The organism is Streptomyces sp. NPDC111606 (genome assembly GCF_055656945.1).
The window spans coordinates 1-13,796 of sequence record NZ_JBVKBY010000013.1 but is presented as its reverse complement, the minus strand read 5'-3'; the positions used below and the strand labels follow the sequence as shown (position 1 = coordinate 13,796).

General features: G+C 67.4%; 16 protein-coding genes. 10 read left to right on the top strand and 6 right to left on the bottom strand.

All coding sequences use genetic code 11. From position 1 onward, the window contains the following. Positions 1-107: 107 nt before the first annotated feature. Positions 108-1,013, top strand: coding sequence for a hypothetical protein (locus ACZ7M7_RS36440; protein WP_472124562.1), 906 nt, complete (start codon positions 108-110; stop codon positions 1,011-1,013). Positions 1,014-1,020: 7 nt separating this feature from the next. Here the strand turns inward: ACZ7M7_RS36440 and ACZ7M7_RS36435 are convergent, their stop codons facing one another. Continuing rightward, on the bottom strand, positions 1,021-1,224 hold the full coding sequence (locus ACZ7M7_RS36435; RefSeq protein WP_451167239.1) for a hypothetical protein: 204 nt from the start codon (positions 1,222-1,224) through the stop codon (positions 1,021-1,023). A 47-nt stretch (positions 1,225-1,271) separates the two neighbouring features. Further along, positions 1,272-1,493 carry a hypothetical protein gene (locus ACZ7M7_RS36430; protein ID WP_328881042.1) on the bottom strand — a complete coding sequence of 74 codons (222 nt, stop codon included), beginning with the start codon at positions 1,491-1,493 and terminating at the stop codon, positions 1,272-1,274. Positions 1,494-1,919: 426 nt separating this feature from the next. Here ACZ7M7_RS36430 and ACZ7M7_RS36425 point away from each other — a divergent pair, with 426 nt between their 5' ends. The 4 genes from ACZ7M7_RS36425 (at position 1,920) to ACZ7M7_RS36410 (ending at position 5,704) form a co-directional block, all read left to right on the top strand. Next, positions 1,920-2,498 (top strand): hypothetical protein, encoded by a 579-nt coding sequence (locus tag ACZ7M7_RS36425; RefSeq protein ID WP_472124559.1) that lies wholly within the window; start codon positions 1,920-1,922, stop codon positions 2,496-2,498. Positions 2,499-2,903: 405 nt separating this feature from the next. Beyond that, entirely contained in the window at positions 2,904-3,371 is a 468-nt protein-coding gene (locus ACZ7M7_RS36420; RefSeq protein WP_451172970.1) for a DUF5990 family protein, read from the top strand. A gap of 393 nt (positions 3,372-3,764) precedes the next feature. Further along, the gene (locus ACZ7M7_RS36415) at positions 3,765-3,968 is read left to right on the top strand and encodes a cold-shock protein (protein ID WP_149830319.1); all 204 of its coding nucleotides are present in this window, start codon (positions 3,765-3,767) and stop codon (positions 3,966-3,968) included. A 242-nt stretch (positions 3,969-4,210) separates the two neighbouring features. Further along, positions 4,211-5,704 carry a DEAD/DEAH box helicase gene (locus tag ACZ7M7_RS36410; RefSeq protein ID WP_472124556.1) on the top strand — a complete coding sequence of 498 codons (1,494 nt, stop codon included), beginning with the start codon at positions 4,211-4,213 and terminating at the stop codon, positions 5,702-5,704. A gap of 886 nt (positions 5,705-6,590) precedes the next feature. On the opposite strand, the gene ACZ7M7_RS36405 is transcribed toward ACZ7M7_RS36410, so the two are convergent. From ACZ7M7_RS36405 to ACZ7M7_RS36390, 4 genes are all read right to left on the bottom strand, one after another. Next, positions 6,591-7,010 (bottom strand): hypothetical protein, encoded by a 420-nt coding sequence (locus tag ACZ7M7_RS36405; protein WP_472124553.1) that lies wholly within the window; start codon positions 7,008-7,010, stop codon positions 6,591-6,593. 1,280 nt (positions 7,011-8,290) lie between these two features. Beyond that, positions 8,291-8,377 carry a hypothetical protein gene (locus ACZ7M7_RS36400; RefSeq protein ID WP_472125063.1) on the bottom strand — a complete coding sequence of 29 codons (87 nt, stop codon included), beginning with the start codon at positions 8,375-8,377 and terminating at the stop codon, positions 8,291-8,293. 14 nt (positions 8,378-8,391) lie between these two features. Beyond that, positions 8,392-8,487, bottom strand: coding sequence for a DUF4259 domain-containing protein (locus ACZ7M7_RS36395; protein ID WP_472124550.1), 96 nt, complete (start codon positions 8,485-8,487; stop codon positions 8,392-8,394). A 305-nt stretch (positions 8,488-8,792) separates the two neighbouring features. Further along, positions 8,793-9,257, bottom strand: a complete 465-nt coding sequence (locus ACZ7M7_RS36390; protein ID WP_472124548.1) for a hypothetical protein — start codon at positions 9,255-9,257, stop codon at positions 8,793-8,795. 245 nt (positions 9,258-9,502) lie between these two features. Between ACZ7M7_RS36390 and ACZ7M7_RS36385 the strand changes: the two genes are divergently transcribed. The 5 genes from ACZ7M7_RS36385 to ACZ7M7_RS36365 all read left to right on the top strand — a co-directional run bounded on the left by ACZ7M7_RS36385 (position 9,503) and on the right by ACZ7M7_RS36365 (position 13,615). Then, positions 9,503-9,832, top strand: a complete 330-nt coding sequence (locus ACZ7M7_RS36385) for a hypothetical protein (protein ID WP_472124545.1) — start codon at positions 9,503-9,505, stop codon at positions 9,830-9,832. A 200-nt stretch (positions 9,833-10,032) separates the two neighbouring features. Continuing rightward, complete coding sequence (locus tag ACZ7M7_RS36380) at positions 10,033-10,674, top strand: HAD family hydrolase (protein ID WP_472124542.1); 642 nt, start codon at positions 10,033-10,035, stop codon at positions 10,672-10,674. A gap of 126 nt (positions 10,675-10,800) precedes the next feature. Beyond that, the gene (locus tag ACZ7M7_RS36375) at positions 10,801-11,988 is read left to right on the top strand and encodes a helix-turn-helix domain-containing protein (protein WP_472124539.1); all 1,188 of its coding nucleotides are present in this window, start codon (positions 10,801-10,803) and stop codon (positions 11,986-11,988) included. A gap of 300 nt (positions 11,989-12,288) precedes the next feature. Then, positions 12,289-12,723, top strand: a complete 435-nt coding sequence (locus tag ACZ7M7_RS36370; RefSeq protein ID WP_472124536.1) for a DUF6415 family natural product biosynthesis protein — start codon at positions 12,289-12,291, stop codon at positions 12,721-12,723. A gap of 397 nt (positions 12,724-13,120) precedes the next feature. Continuing rightward, positions 13,121-13,615, top strand: coding sequence for a hypothetical protein (locus tag ACZ7M7_RS36365; protein ID WP_472124533.1), 495 nt, complete (start codon positions 13,121-13,123; stop codon positions 13,613-13,615). Positions 13,616-13,796: the final 181 nt, after the last annotated feature.

Sequence of the window (13,796 nt, the reverse complement as noted above, 5' to 3'; positions counted from 1 at the left end):
GCGCCCGCCGTTCGACCGTCGCCGCACATAGGTACCAAAGGTGCGAAAATCGACACGGGTCTCTGTTGACCTCTGTGACGTGGCGAGGGACACGGAGAGGGATGCCGATGGACCGGGACCGGGACGTGGACCTGGACACTGTCGCCGACGAGCTGTACGGCCTGCGACCGGAGGAGTTCATTCCCACCCGCGCCGCACGAGCGGCCGCAGCGCGCACGGCCGGTGACCGCGCCCTGGCGACCGAGATCGGCAAGCTACGCCGCCCGAGCCTGTCGGCCTGGGCCAGCAACCTCCTGGTCCGCGAGCGCCGCAGCGAGGTCGAGCCGCTGCTCCGCCTCGGCGAAGGCCTCAGGCAGGCCCACCAGGACCTGGACGGAGCGCAACTGCGCGAGCTCGGCCGACAGCAACGGATCCTGATCGGCGAGCTGTCCCGGCAGGCCGGACAACTCGCCGCTCAGGCGGGCCACCCGATCAGCGACGCCGCCCGTCACGAGGTCGAGAACACCCTGCACGCCGCCCTCGCGGACCCCGAGGCGGCCGACGAATGGGCGAGCGGCAGACTCACCAAGCCCTTCAGCGCGGCGACGGACTTCCCGGCGGTGACGTCCCCCGCGACCGCTCGCCGCACCCCACCGTCTCCGGCCGCCGAGTCCCGCACTCGCCGGCCCGCCCCTCGCGACACCAAGGCCGGCAAGGAACACCGCCGCCGCCTCACCCAGGCCCGCAAGGCCGCCGACACGGCCGCACGAGAACTCCGAGCCCAGGAGGACAAGACGGCAACGGCAACCCGGCAGGCCTTCGCAGCGAAGAAGCACCTCGACGAGACCCAGCAGCGCGTCACCGAACTGACCGCCGAGCTACAACACGCCAAAACCGAACATCAACAGGCCCGCACCGCCGAACAGGAAGCCCGCAACGAGGCCCGCACGGCCGACCGCCGGCTTCGAGAGGCTCGGCGGCGGGCGGAGGGCGCTACGGGGGAGGTGGAGGGGCTGGAGGCGGAGAGCCCGTGAAGCGCTGTCAAGCCGCCTTGGGTCCGGTGGCACGCGTGCCCGAGGCGGGCTCCTGTGCATCGTCGGGAAGGAAGCTCTCGTCCTCCCCGAAGTCCGGGGCCTGGAAGGGGTTGGTCGCCGGAGGCGGCGATGCCGCGTCGGAACGGCGGGGCTGCCCTTCCGGAGCGGAGAACAGCGAGGTCAGTTCGATGAGAGGTCTCTCCTTCGTCACAGGTCCCCGAGGGGACCTGCTGTGCCGTGACCGGGCACAGAGCGGTACTACAGCTTGGTCATCTTGGCGTACGGGCTCAGGATCCGTATCGGCGTGGAACCGAAATCGACGAGCGCCGCGATTCCGGCCTCGATACCGATCACACGACCGAGGCCGTACATGTCGTGGGTGACCTTGTCGCCCACGGCGAAGTGCTTGGGTGCAGGCGCAACCGGGGCCTTGAAGGGGCTGGTGGGCAAGTGACGCTTCGGAGCAGCAGGCTTTGTCATCGCACCCAGTATGCGCCTAGGAGCAACCCCTTCGCTGCCCCTGTCCACGTCCAAAACCTGACAGGGACTCGGACGGGAGCAGCCACCTCTCGGACGAGACGGAGCGCAATGCCGCTGACCAGGGGATTCCGCTTGGCGAGGCCCTCTGGAGTCGATCATTCCCGAGAATGAGCGGTCAGCCGGGTCACGTTCGAATCGCGTAGCCCAGCGCTGGGCGCGGGCGCCTGTAGCGCGGGTTGGACGCCTTGGCTGCGGCGCGTGCCGATTTGGGTGCATTGAGGTGAACACAGCTGAAGTGGCGGTCGGCAGGCCTGCCTTGTAGGAACCTGCCTAGACTCGTAGATCATGTCGACATCCCCCACGTACGGCCCCGCCCCCACCGCCACTGTCATTCACTAGGCCCAGCGAGTCGCCCGACAGGGGTTCGTGATCGGCGGGACCTTCATGGTGATGGGCGCCCTCTTCCTGGTCTTGGCGGTGATCGTCACTGCTGGGCTCAACGGCAACGACCCTCAGCCGGTGGGACTCGTGGCACTGCTCTTCGCGACCATCGGTTACTCGGGCTTCAAGATCTTCCGCTCTGCCCTCACGCTCCGCCCGCAGGCCGTAAGCGTCGACGAGACAGGGCTGTGGCTGCGCAACAGTGCAGGCCAGAACGTCATCCGCTGGGACTCGCTCGCCGCGGTTGCCGTCCATTGGAGCGAGAACGACCGGAGGGCCAGGCAGTACTCGATCGACCTGTGTCCGAGCGGCCCGATCGACCGGGACGACCCGGTCCTGTGGGGCCTGGTCCGCGACGAAGACCCCATCCGCCCCGGCCTCCCGCACCTGCGCTATCGCTTCGCGACCTCGGGCGCGTACGCCAGGTACCGGGAGCCCCTGGTGGAGGCGATCCGGAGCTACGCCCCACACCTGTGGCTCGGCGAGACGCAACGCGAGCCGGGCCACTGCGGTTCTCCTGACTTCGAGGGACACCGGGAGCGCACTGCTGGCAGCGTGCGCTGAGGGTATCGGCCTGGGGGGCTTGTCGGTCGATGTCGGTTGACGCGTTCCGGTTGGCTGTCGCCACGGCGCTTCCAGTTCGTGAGTTCGTGAGTGAGGCCGTCCAAGCCGGACCTGGCGATCAGGATTCGGACGGCCGCATTCACCTTGCGGCACGCAGCCAGAGCGAGAGCGTCGGTGAGATGATCCGGCTCTGGACGGACTTCGCCCGCACAGGCAAGGCGGGATCGAAACCGACCGCCCGGACGGCCACGAACGCTCGGTCCTTCGCCTCCGGGCCCGGCGGCATCTTCGCGAAGGGCCACGAGTGCGGCTTCTGGAAGTCCCTGTACTCCGGACAAGGCAGGCCCAGCAGTACGAAGGTCCTGCGGCGGACCCTGCGCGGACGAGGGCGGGATGATGGCGGCCATGCGTATCCGCATCGACGCCGTCGACCTGCCCGGCCTCACCCGCCCCCCGAGTGTTGACGGCAGAGTCCCCGCCTACGTCAACATCCACGTCGCCGTGCAACGCCGCGACCGTCCGGCCGAACTCCTCGATCCCCAGCCCGGCGATGCGCCGTCCGCGACGTGGACCCTGGAGTGCGCCACGAGCGCCTCGCCGACCGGCATCGAGATCAAAGGCCCCTACGTGCAGGACCGTCTGGGCCGAAGGTTCATCTACCTGTCGTGGGGCACGGTCGACGAATCGGGCACCTTCACGATGTTCCGCCGGGCCAAGCTCATGCTCGACGTCATCCCCGCCGACGTACTCGCCGCCGCCGCACGCGACGGGCTGCTCGTCGGACGCCTCGGCCTGACCGACGCGCAGGGCGGGCCCTTGTGCGCACGCGTCGAGCCCCCTCACATCACCTGGACCGCCGCACGCGCCGACTAGGAGCGGCTCCGGGCCGATGTGACCTTCATCGCCATCGTCGGGTCTCGGCGCGTTCTCCGCTGTCCCATCCGTTGATGACGACGGCGGTGGCGCATGGCTCATCGACGGAGGTCACGGCGCTGTGGCCGGAGGCGTTCGGCAGGAACATCACATCCGCGCGGACCAATATCTGTATCCGCGATGTGAGAAATAGGTGCGGCGCACCGCGAGTATTCCCCGACCGCCGACCCGGGCGGAACCAGTGATCGCTCGGGTCCGATCGCGTCATGCTAACGTCGATCCAAGTTGCAGGTGTGGTTGCCAGAGGGTTCATTTTCCGACGGGTTGATCAGCACGGCGACGCGGAATCCGCACAAGGCGAATTCCGAACATCGTCCCCGAAGGAGAAAAGACATGGCTACTGGCACCGTGAAGTGGTTCAACTCGGAAAAGGGCTTCGGCTTCATCGAGCAGGACGGCGGCGGCCCCGACGTCTTCGCCCACTACTCGAACATCGCCACCCAGGGCTTCCGCGAGCTGCAGGAAGGCCAGAAGGTGTCCTTCGACATCGCTCAGGGCCAGAAGGGCCCGACGGCGGAGAACATCGTTCCCGCCTGACACCGGCAGCAACGCATACTTCGCAGCTGGGGCCCGCACCTTGGGGTGCGGGCCCCAGCTCGCTGCATTTCAGGGCGCGCGACGGGAAGGCCCCACCAGGTCACCGAACGGTGACGTATTCCCCGTCGATACGACTCGGCGCCCATCGCCTCCGGCTCGTTCTCGCGATTCCCTGCGCAGTTCATTTTGCTGCGGAAATTCCTTGCTACGTGCCTACGTGCTCACATCGAGGAAGGTTCCGCTTGAACCGCGCACGCACCGCCCGCACGACCCGTACCAATGACCGCTCCCGGGGTACCGCCGCCAGGCGCTCGGGGGCTCCCCGGCGTTCCAAGGGCAACGATCGCCGCCAGACCTCACCCCAGGGCGAGTTCGCGCTGCCGGTGACGGTCACGCCCGCGCTGCCCGCCGTCGAGTCGTTCGCCGACCTCGCCCTGCCGGCGCCGATGTTGGCCGCACTCGGTCACGAGGGTGTGACCGTACCGTTCCCCATCCAGGGGGCGACCCTTCCGAACTCCCTCGCCGGGCGCGACGTGCTCGGCCGCGGCCGTACCGGGTCGGGCAAGACCCTCGCCTTCGGCCTGGCCATGCTGGCTCGGACAGCGGGTCGGCGCGCCGAGCCGCGGCAGCCGCTGGCCCTGGTCCTCGTGCCCACCCGCGAGCTGGCCCAGCAGGTCACCGACGCGCTCACTCCGTACGCCCGCTCCCTGAGGCTGCGGCTGGCCACTGTGGTCGGCGGAGTGTCCATCGGCAGGCAGGCCAGTGCACTGCGCGCCGGCGCGGAGGTCGTCGTCGCGACGCCGGGGCGGCTCAAGGACCTCATCGGCCGTGGCGACTGCCGGCTGGACGACGTCGCCATCACCGTCCTCGACGAGGCCGACCAGATGGCCGACATGGGCTTCATGCCGCAGGTCACCGCCCTGCTCGACCAGGTGCGCCCCGAAGGGCAGCGCATGCTCTTCTCGGCCACCCTGGACCGCAACGTCGACCTGCTCGTCCGCCGCTACCTGACCGACCCGGTGGTCCATTCCGTCGACCCGTCCGCGGGTGCGGTCACCACGATGGAACACCACATACTCCACGTGCACGAAGCGGACAAGCACCGCACGACCACCGAGATCGCGGCACGAGACGGCCGGGTGATCATGTTCCTGGACACCAAGCACGCCGTCGACCGGCTCACCAAGCACCTGCTGAAGAGCGGCGTCCGCGCCGCGGCCCTGCACGGCGGCAAGTCCCAGCCGCAGCGCACACGGACCCTCGCCCAGTTCAAGACCGGGCACGTGTCGGTACTGGTGGCGACCAACGTCGCGGCGCGCGGGATCCACGTCGACAATCTCGACCTGGTCGTCAATGTCGATCCCCCCACCGACCACAAGGACTACCTGCATCGCGGCGGCCGTACCGCCCGAGCCGGGGAGTCCGGCAGCGTCGTCACCCTGGTGACCCCCGACCAGCGCCGCAGCATGAACCGGCTGATGGCCGCAGCCGCCATCACCCCTCAAGTCACCGCGGTACGTTCGGGTGAGGCGGAACTGAGCCGCATCACCGGCGCTCAGGCCCCGTCCGGTGTTCCCGTAGTCATCACCGTGCCCGTCGCGGAACGCCCCCGGCGCACCGCGTCTTCCGCGACTCCCTCGTCCCGAGGCCGCCGCGACCGCGCCGCCCAGGGGCGCGGTCGCGGCGGAGCCGGGCGACGCAGGGGACAGCGGCCTTCCTTCGACTCGGCGGGCTAGAGGCATCGGTCAGAAGCCCACCCGGGCCGAACTCGCCCTTCACCGCGGCAGTCCACGTACCCGGACCGGCCCCGAGGACGCGTTGCACAACGGGACGCTCGGACGCACAACTTCCCGCCGGCGACCTGCCGTAGGCGGCGGGCCGCCGACCGCGACCGATCACCAGGTGCAGCCCGTTGATGACCGGCTGCTCGGCTACCAGCCCTTCGGGCACCGGCAGTTGCTGGGCGAAGGCGGTGACAGCCTGGCGCTCGGAGCCTGGCGCCCACGTCGGAGGCGCGCAGGTCCTTCAGACGCTGGGCGTGGACCTTCAGTTTCTCCGCGAGGCGGCGGCACCGCTGACTGACGCTCGACGGCACGAGCGGGACGGTGCCGTCGGCTTCGCCTGAGAACACGAAGGCGTCGCGGGCGAGTTCACCGCCGAGCGACTCGCAGCGTTCCTCGGCGCGGGATCGGTGGACGGCCGGCACGGACATGGACGCTGACCTGATGGCCGGATACGCCCGCGCCGGGTGGGCTTGGACTTGGTGTTTGCCATGGCCTGGAACCTACTGACGGCTTATGCCACGGCCACACGACGAACAGCGCGCCTACCCACAAGAGGTAGACGCGCTGGTCAGGCATGGTGCCCCGGCAGGATTCGAACCTGCGACACCCGCTTCAGGAGAGAGGCTGGGTCGTCCTGTGCGTGACCTGCGAGCGACCTGGCCGAGCTCGCGGCCACGCTTGTGCCCGCGAGTACCGGCTATTGACCGCCGCTGACCCCTATATCTGGCACGGCTGTGGCACGCGAAGACTCGTTGCTGCCGTCCCCGGGCTGGGACGCCCGTTGCGATCGAAGGGCGGAGAAGGTCGGACACCGCACTGTGCCTTCGTAGCTCGCCAGTCAGAGGCTCTCGGCGCCCGCCTCGTACTCCTTCGCCTGAGTAGGTGTCAGCAGGTTTGACACGCGGATGAGGATGCCGCCGACGATGTAGTGGTACTCGGTCGCACTGGGCATGGACTTGGCGATCGTCTCGATGTACTTCGCCCGAGACTTTGCCTCATCCTCGGTCTTGAACACCTCGACGCTGCCGCCGCGCTCAATTGCGTCCTTGTCCAGGCCCTCGACGTCCGCGGCGGCGATACGGCTGTCGGAGAAGGCAGTTTTGCTGGTGTAGCCGCCCGGCCGCCCCAGCAGATGGTTCGGGTCGTTGGCCTCGGTATAGACCTGGATGAGCTTCAACTCCGGGATCGCCTTACCCAGCCTGGCCACAGCCTGCTGTGCGGTCAATGCGTCAGACTTCTCGGCCGAGGCCGCGTTCACGGAGCTTGTGCTCTTCGGGGATGTACTCGATGAGCTGTCGCTGGAGCCGGTGGGGCTACAGCCGACTAACAGCACGCCGGCGAACGCGAGTCCGGCTGTGGCGGTACGAATATGCATGATCCCCCCAGGAGTGCTCAGGTAGGGGCACACTACATCGCAGTGACGAGCTCTCTTTGTCGCCGCTGCAATGCGACCTGATGTTGATCGTTCTGTGCGGGTATGCAGCCCTCAGATGTCTCAAGCAGGGGGGCGCATGAGCAGGATTCTTGATCAACTCCCGACGCTGCTGGGGGTAGTAGTGGGGGGTCTGATGTCCTACGTGGTTGGGGCACTGGCAGAACGCAGCCGATGGCGTAGGCAGCAGGAGACCCGTTGGGATGGCCAGCTTCTGCAGGCGTATAGCGATTACGGGTATGCGGTGAAGGAATGCGCTTCACGCTACGTGCGGCTTGCCGCCTACCGCGGACTAACTAACCATCCGGCGCCTCTGGAACCGACCGAGGCGGAGTTGGAACTGGCGGCGAACGCCGAGGGCCGGCGTGCGGCCACGGTGGAGGGCCTCACACTCCTGACCAACGCGCAGACTGCTGAGGCGGTGCAAAAGCTCAACAGGTGTGTTTGGCACCTCGAGTGGCTCGCCCGGGGTCAGGTGTCCGGCAACCCTTCCTCTTGGGCTCTGGCCTTCAGTGACTACCGAACTGCACGGGCAGCGTTCTACCAGCATGCTCGGCGAAGCCTGCAGATAGCCGAGATGGGGCCAGTGAGCGAAGCGCCTTGGCCTCCGCCCTGGCGGCCTGTGCATGAGCCTTCTGACCCGTAGTTCTACAGAGATCGGTCACTGGAGGTCATGCAGGCTGCGAGAGGGCTGCCGGTCGCGTGCTGCGTGGCATTCGTCAACATCGGCCTCCGAGTGGCGACGCCTGAGGGAGGGCCGCATGTTGCACTCGGGCGCACTGACACGGCCATTGGTTGACGCAATTGGTGACAGCCCGCCCCGGCGGCCCAGTGACCTACGAACCTGCGCTGCAGAACGGTGTACGGGGGGCCCTCTGATCCGTAAACGATCCTCTTCATCCGTTGCCGTCCGGCCACATTGATGTCAGTCGTGGATGTCATGGCCGTCTGGCTGATGCTTGCCCCTCTTGCTACCGGTGTAGCCATCGATGAGCGCGCGGCCGGGCTGGGACGAGTCAGACTTCGAACAGCGCGCCCCCGTGCGTCTGAGGCGTCGGATCGAGTACCCGGCGCATCCGGCGAATGCTGTCGCGCCACCACCTGCGTTATTGCGCGGCGATCAAGGCAGCGGCGGCTACGGCCTCCTCGGCGTCGGGCGCCTCTAGGTAGTGCTGGTTGCCGGCGGTGCGCATCAGAACCCTGCGGATCAGGTTTCACGTTCTCCCTCACCAGCGTCGTCCAGGTCGTTGGCGAAGTCTGCGGCGGTGTCGTTTTCGAACGGACCGATGTCCCAGGTGCCCATGGCGCCCCTCTCAGTTGACTGACCGGGATCTTCGCACCGACGACTGATATCGGGACAAGGAGCTCACTCCGTCACCGCCGAGCGACCGGGGCGGCGCGGGAACATCAGCTTGGGAAGCTGCGGGCATTCGATGCCTGGCCGGGCAATGACCTGGAGGAACGCCCCGGTTGCCGCCTCCTCAGGCTGGGCCGCTTTCACTGCGATTCCCCGCTGTTCCCCGCCTCATCTGGTGCGCTTGTGGTGCGGCCCGCCCAGGGCCCGGTTCTGACGGACTGACCGTACGTGCAGGTGCATTGGCAGGCGCATCAGAGATGGCGCTTGGACGTTCTGACCAGTCGACTGATGTCGTCACGGGTCTTGACCCTGCGCTGGTCCAGTTCGGTTCTGCTGTCCGTCTTGCGCAGGGCTGTTACGTCCTCAAGTACAGCTTCTGCCGCCTCGCTCAAGGCCTCGTCATCGGTGAGCATCTGCACCCGGAAGAGAGCTTCTTGGGCGCTAGAGCGCAGGTCGTATGCGCGGGCTCGCACCACGCCGGGGTCCTCGTGTGGTGGTTGTTCGCGTTCGCATAACCAGAGATGTACCAGGCAGCGGCGGTAGTTGATGAGTGCGCCGGCGTAGGCGCAGTAGGCATCGAGTCGCTCCTGGCGGAGCCTCTCATGGCGGGTGAACTGATGCCCCTTGTCGGTGGTGCGGTGCTGAAACGCCAGGGTGAGCCCCGAGCCGAGCAGGGCCCCCAGAACGGCTATGGCACTGGCGATGATGGTCTCCACACCCCAAGCTGATCACGTATCGCCGACCGGGCGCAGTACCCGCTCTGCTCTCACGTCAACACGATTTCCAACTGTGGTGGTGGGCTGACTGGCGGCGTGCATGGGCGTTCATGGGCAGTCGGTCATCGCGGCGGGGGGTGGCTTCGGGTCTCGTCTGAAAGACCGTGAACGGCGCTGAATGAGACGGAAACTGAGACGGACGGCGGGGCCGGGCACGCTAGCATCCTCGGCGTCCAGGAGGTGTCATGGCACTGGTCCGTAAGGGATCACGACGGATCGTTGTCGACGGCACGGTCTACCGCTGGCGGCTGCGAGGCAGACCGACGTACTGCCAGGGCTTGGCCTGGTCGCCGTGCACGTTCGCGGTCGAGCATGCGGATGCCCCAGGGGCAGCGCTCGTGGTCACCACCAACCAGCCGCATCCGAGCAACTGGATCGGTCGCGACGCCGGACCTGTGCTGCCCTCCGGCGTTGCCGCGGCCGTTCGGCTTGCCCTGCGTGAGGGTTGGTCCCCAACGGTTCCGGGCTCCGCGTTCCACCTTGACCAGTCCGCCGGCTTCACGTCCTCGTACTGAGCGGTGCAGCGAGTGAGCACCGCTTTAGGAGTTCGCTCCAACTAGAGCTAGGCCGGGCCTAGCTGCGCACACGAGTGTCGCCAAGAACCGTCCAACGCCGCAGCCGTCCGCAGTCGTTGATGTCAGCGTTGGATGTCAGCGGAACACCTGCGGCGTGCGGATCGCGTCGTCTTGTTCGGGTAGGCCCTAGGCTTCCCGGGGTGATTGAGACCGTTGTTCTCGATGTCGGCGAGACCATCACCCGCGACGACCGGTACTGGCACTCATGGGCAGACTGGCTCCGGGTCCCACGCCATACGCTCTCCGCGCTGGTCGGGGCCGTGGTCGCCCAAGGGCGCGACAACGCGGATGCCATCCGGCTGGCGCGTCCCGGAGTTGACATCGCCGCCGAGTATCACGCTCGTGAGGCCGCGGGGCGTGGCGAGGCGCTCGATGAATCGGATCTGTACGACGACGTACGGCCTGCCTTGTCCCGGCTCCGTCAGCTCGGGGCTCGCGTCATCATCGCCGGCAATCAGACCTCCCGCGCCGGCGACCTGCTGCGTGACCTCGATCTGCCCGCGGACCTGATCGTGACGTCCGGGGACTGGGGTGTGGCCAAGCCTCACCCGGAGTTCTTCCAGCGGGTGTTGGAGGTGGCGCAGGCCGCGCCGGAGCGGACGTTGTACGTCGGTGATCATCCGGCGAGCGACATCTTCCCGGCCAAGGCAGCCGGACTGCGTGTGGCGCACCTCAGGCGCGGCCCCTGGGGGCATCTGTGGGCCGATGACCCCGAGGTGGTGGCTGCTGCGGACTGGAGGATCGACAGCCTCACGCAGCTCGCGTCGACAGTCGCCAACTGAGCGGAGTGCGGGTCGTGCTGTCGCGGCTACGTCGGTGAGGCGACGCGGGCATTCGGCTGAGCGCTGTGTCACCACGCCGGTACCTTGCGTGATGGACGCTCGCAGGCGACCTCAACTGGAGTCCGTATGACCGACCTTGCTCGCGACGGAATGGGGCGGCGTATCGCCTACTACCGCAGCGTCGTTCGGCCGAAGATGACGCAGCAGCGGCTCGCCGACGTCGCCTGCGTCTCTCTCGGCACCATCCGCAAGATCGAGCGTGGGGAGCGCGGTGTCACCGATGCGACGTTAGAGGCGATTGCCGGGGCCCTCGGTGTCGACCCCGGTCGGTTCCGCGCCGATCGTGGCCGTGCGAAGTCCGCCGTTCAGGCCGCGTTACCCGTGCTGTCTGCTGCAATCGCCGCCTATGACGTCCCCGACGACGGGCCGGTCCGGGCTCTCCCTGAACTCCGTACGGCCGTTTCGGAGGCGGAGCGGTGGCGGCTGGCCGCCCAGTACACGCGCATCGTGCGCGACGTACCCGGCCTGCTCGCCGAGCTGGCCCGCGCATACCACCGGGCGAGCAGCGAGGAGCGGCGCGAACCGGCCCGCCTGTTGGTCAGTGCCTACCGCTCGGCGGACTCCGTCGCGTTCAAGTTCGGCGCCCGGGATCTGTCGGCGCGCCTCGTGGAACTCATGCGGTGGGCCGTTCCCGAGGCCGAGGACCCGCTGCTGGCCGCCTCCGTCGCCTATGTGAGGACGGAGACGTTCTTCGCCGCACACGCCTACGCGTCCGGACTACGCGCCTTGGAGCAGGCCTTGATCGCCGCACCCTCCCCAGGTGCACCGCTTGAGATGGCCATGAGAGGAGCGCTTCACATGCGTGCCGCGGTCATCGCCGGCCGGGCGGGGGATGCCCCAGCAACTCGGTCTCACCTCGCGCATGCGCGTCTCCTGGCCGATCAGGTCTCCGAAGGTGTCTATTACGGCACCGCGTTCGGTCCCGACTCCGTTCGTGTCCACGAGGTGTCGGTCGCTGTCAGCCTCGGAGCCGAGCATGTCGGGCAGGCCCTCGACCTGGCGCGCGGCTGGAGGCCGCCCGCCGAGCTGCCGGCAGAACGCCGCAGTGGCTACTACATCGAACTCGCCCGCGCACAACTCTGGTCCGGACTTGTGGAGCATGCGTTCGAGTCGTTGAAGGTTGCCCGCAGGATCGCCCCGCAGCACACTCGCGAGCACCCATGGGTCCGTGAAGACGCCGCCACGCTGCGCCGGTTGAAGCGCGCGGACTCCGAGAGCCTCACCAATTTCGCCGAATGGTGCGCGGCCACCTGAACGAGCCTTCCGACCTACCCCTCGCCGGGGTACTTGTAGTCCTTGCTCGCCCCGACCATCTCTGCCACGCGCAGTAATCAGCAGTTGGATGGGAGCGGCGACATCATGCGAGCTTCAGCCCCTACCGAGCCCGGGGCCAGGATGACCATCCGCGTGTACCGGATGGATCGCTACGGGACGGTCACCGAGGACCGCGGAACCGTGAGAGTTATGCCCGGCGATGAGCCACCTCCGACCACCAGCGCGCTCCCACCATGCAGATGCCCGCGCTGTCGAGGGCCGCGGACCGGGCCGGACCATGTGACCCATGTCGACGACGAGGCGCTGACACTCGGCACGGTTTCGATGCGCGCCGCGGCCACCTGGCTCCTCGATCGGTCGACGATGCCGGGTCGCGAGACCCTCAAGTTGTTCGATCAGGACTTCCGTCTCTTCCTGTTGCTGGTGATCCCGTGCATCGAGCGACTGACCGACGGCTGGCCGGAGGATCATGCAACCGTGAAAGCGGCCCGGGCCGGTGTCGGCGAGGCACGCAGTCGTCTCATCGAGGCCGCGAGCAAGGATCTGACGGCAGAGTTCGTGAGGGTCGGGCGACTGGCCCGCTCCGCTGTGGCCCTGTGCGATCACTTCGACGCCCTCAGCGGGGACAGGATGTGTCCGGCCTGCGATCGGCGGATCGGGAACGGGGCGGCGGGAACCCGGAACTGCCTCGCTGACCATGGTCGTCATCTCTGACGAGGCCGCCCGTGGATGAGACTCCCGACGGCCGGCCAATGGTGCGTTGTGGCGTGACGCTCGCCCAATGAGCAGAAAAACAAACAACCCCCGGGTCACTGACCTGGGGGTTTCGCATGGAGCGGGTGACGAGAATCGAACTCGCGCTCTCAGCTTGGCAAGCTTGGGTCTCCGGACATGGGCCGCCCTGCTGACCTGGGAAGAGGGAGCCTGGCGCTTTGGTGAGCCGTCACTCGATGCCCCTGTATTCCCCGTGGTTCCCCGCACGACCTGGCAGGAGTCTGGCACGACGTCCTCGCCCCGATGAGTTTCGCAACGGGAGGCGTATGGGGAAGCGCGCTGAGTGGGCAGAGTCCGCAGAGCAGCGACGTGGGGGGTTGCGGTGGATTGGGCTACGGTGATCACCATTATCGGAGGAGTGGCGACCGCTTTGATCGGCGTAGTGGCCGGCTCACTGCTCACCAGTCGGACCGAGCGCAGACATTGGTCACGTGACAAGCAGATCGAGGCATGTGCTGCCGTAGTTGCAGAGTCCACCCGCATTCAACTGGCACTACGGAGAGCCTGGCGTGAAGGCGAGACGGTGGATTGGATTCCCTGGAACGTTGCCTTAGGCACTGTCTGGATGGTCGGCACGCCGGCCGTTGTGGCTGCTGCGGCAGCGATCGACGAAGTGTTCTGGGAGTATGGCGATCAGTTCGTGCAGCGGACGGCGACCAGTGAGGAGCTTTGGGCCGAGGCGCGGGACTGCATGGAGACTGCACGTCTCCATTTCATAAACGTCGCCCGCCTACAGGTGGATCCGCGGCACACACGCCTTGCGCATGGGCCGGTAAACCGCCCCTCGCGATCAAGCTTCTCCGGCTACGGATCTCCGGATCCTGACATTTAGCCAGTGCGAGATAGTTCGCTGGATCCGAACACCGCCTTAGGAGCGAGGTGAGGCGCGTGTGGGTTGCGTCCAGGGAGATGGTGTACGGGTTCGACCTGATCCGGGGGTTTGCTCCGGCGTTGGGATGATGCCCGCATAGCTGAACGGCCACCGGCTGATCTTCGAGGTGTCGAAGCCCGAA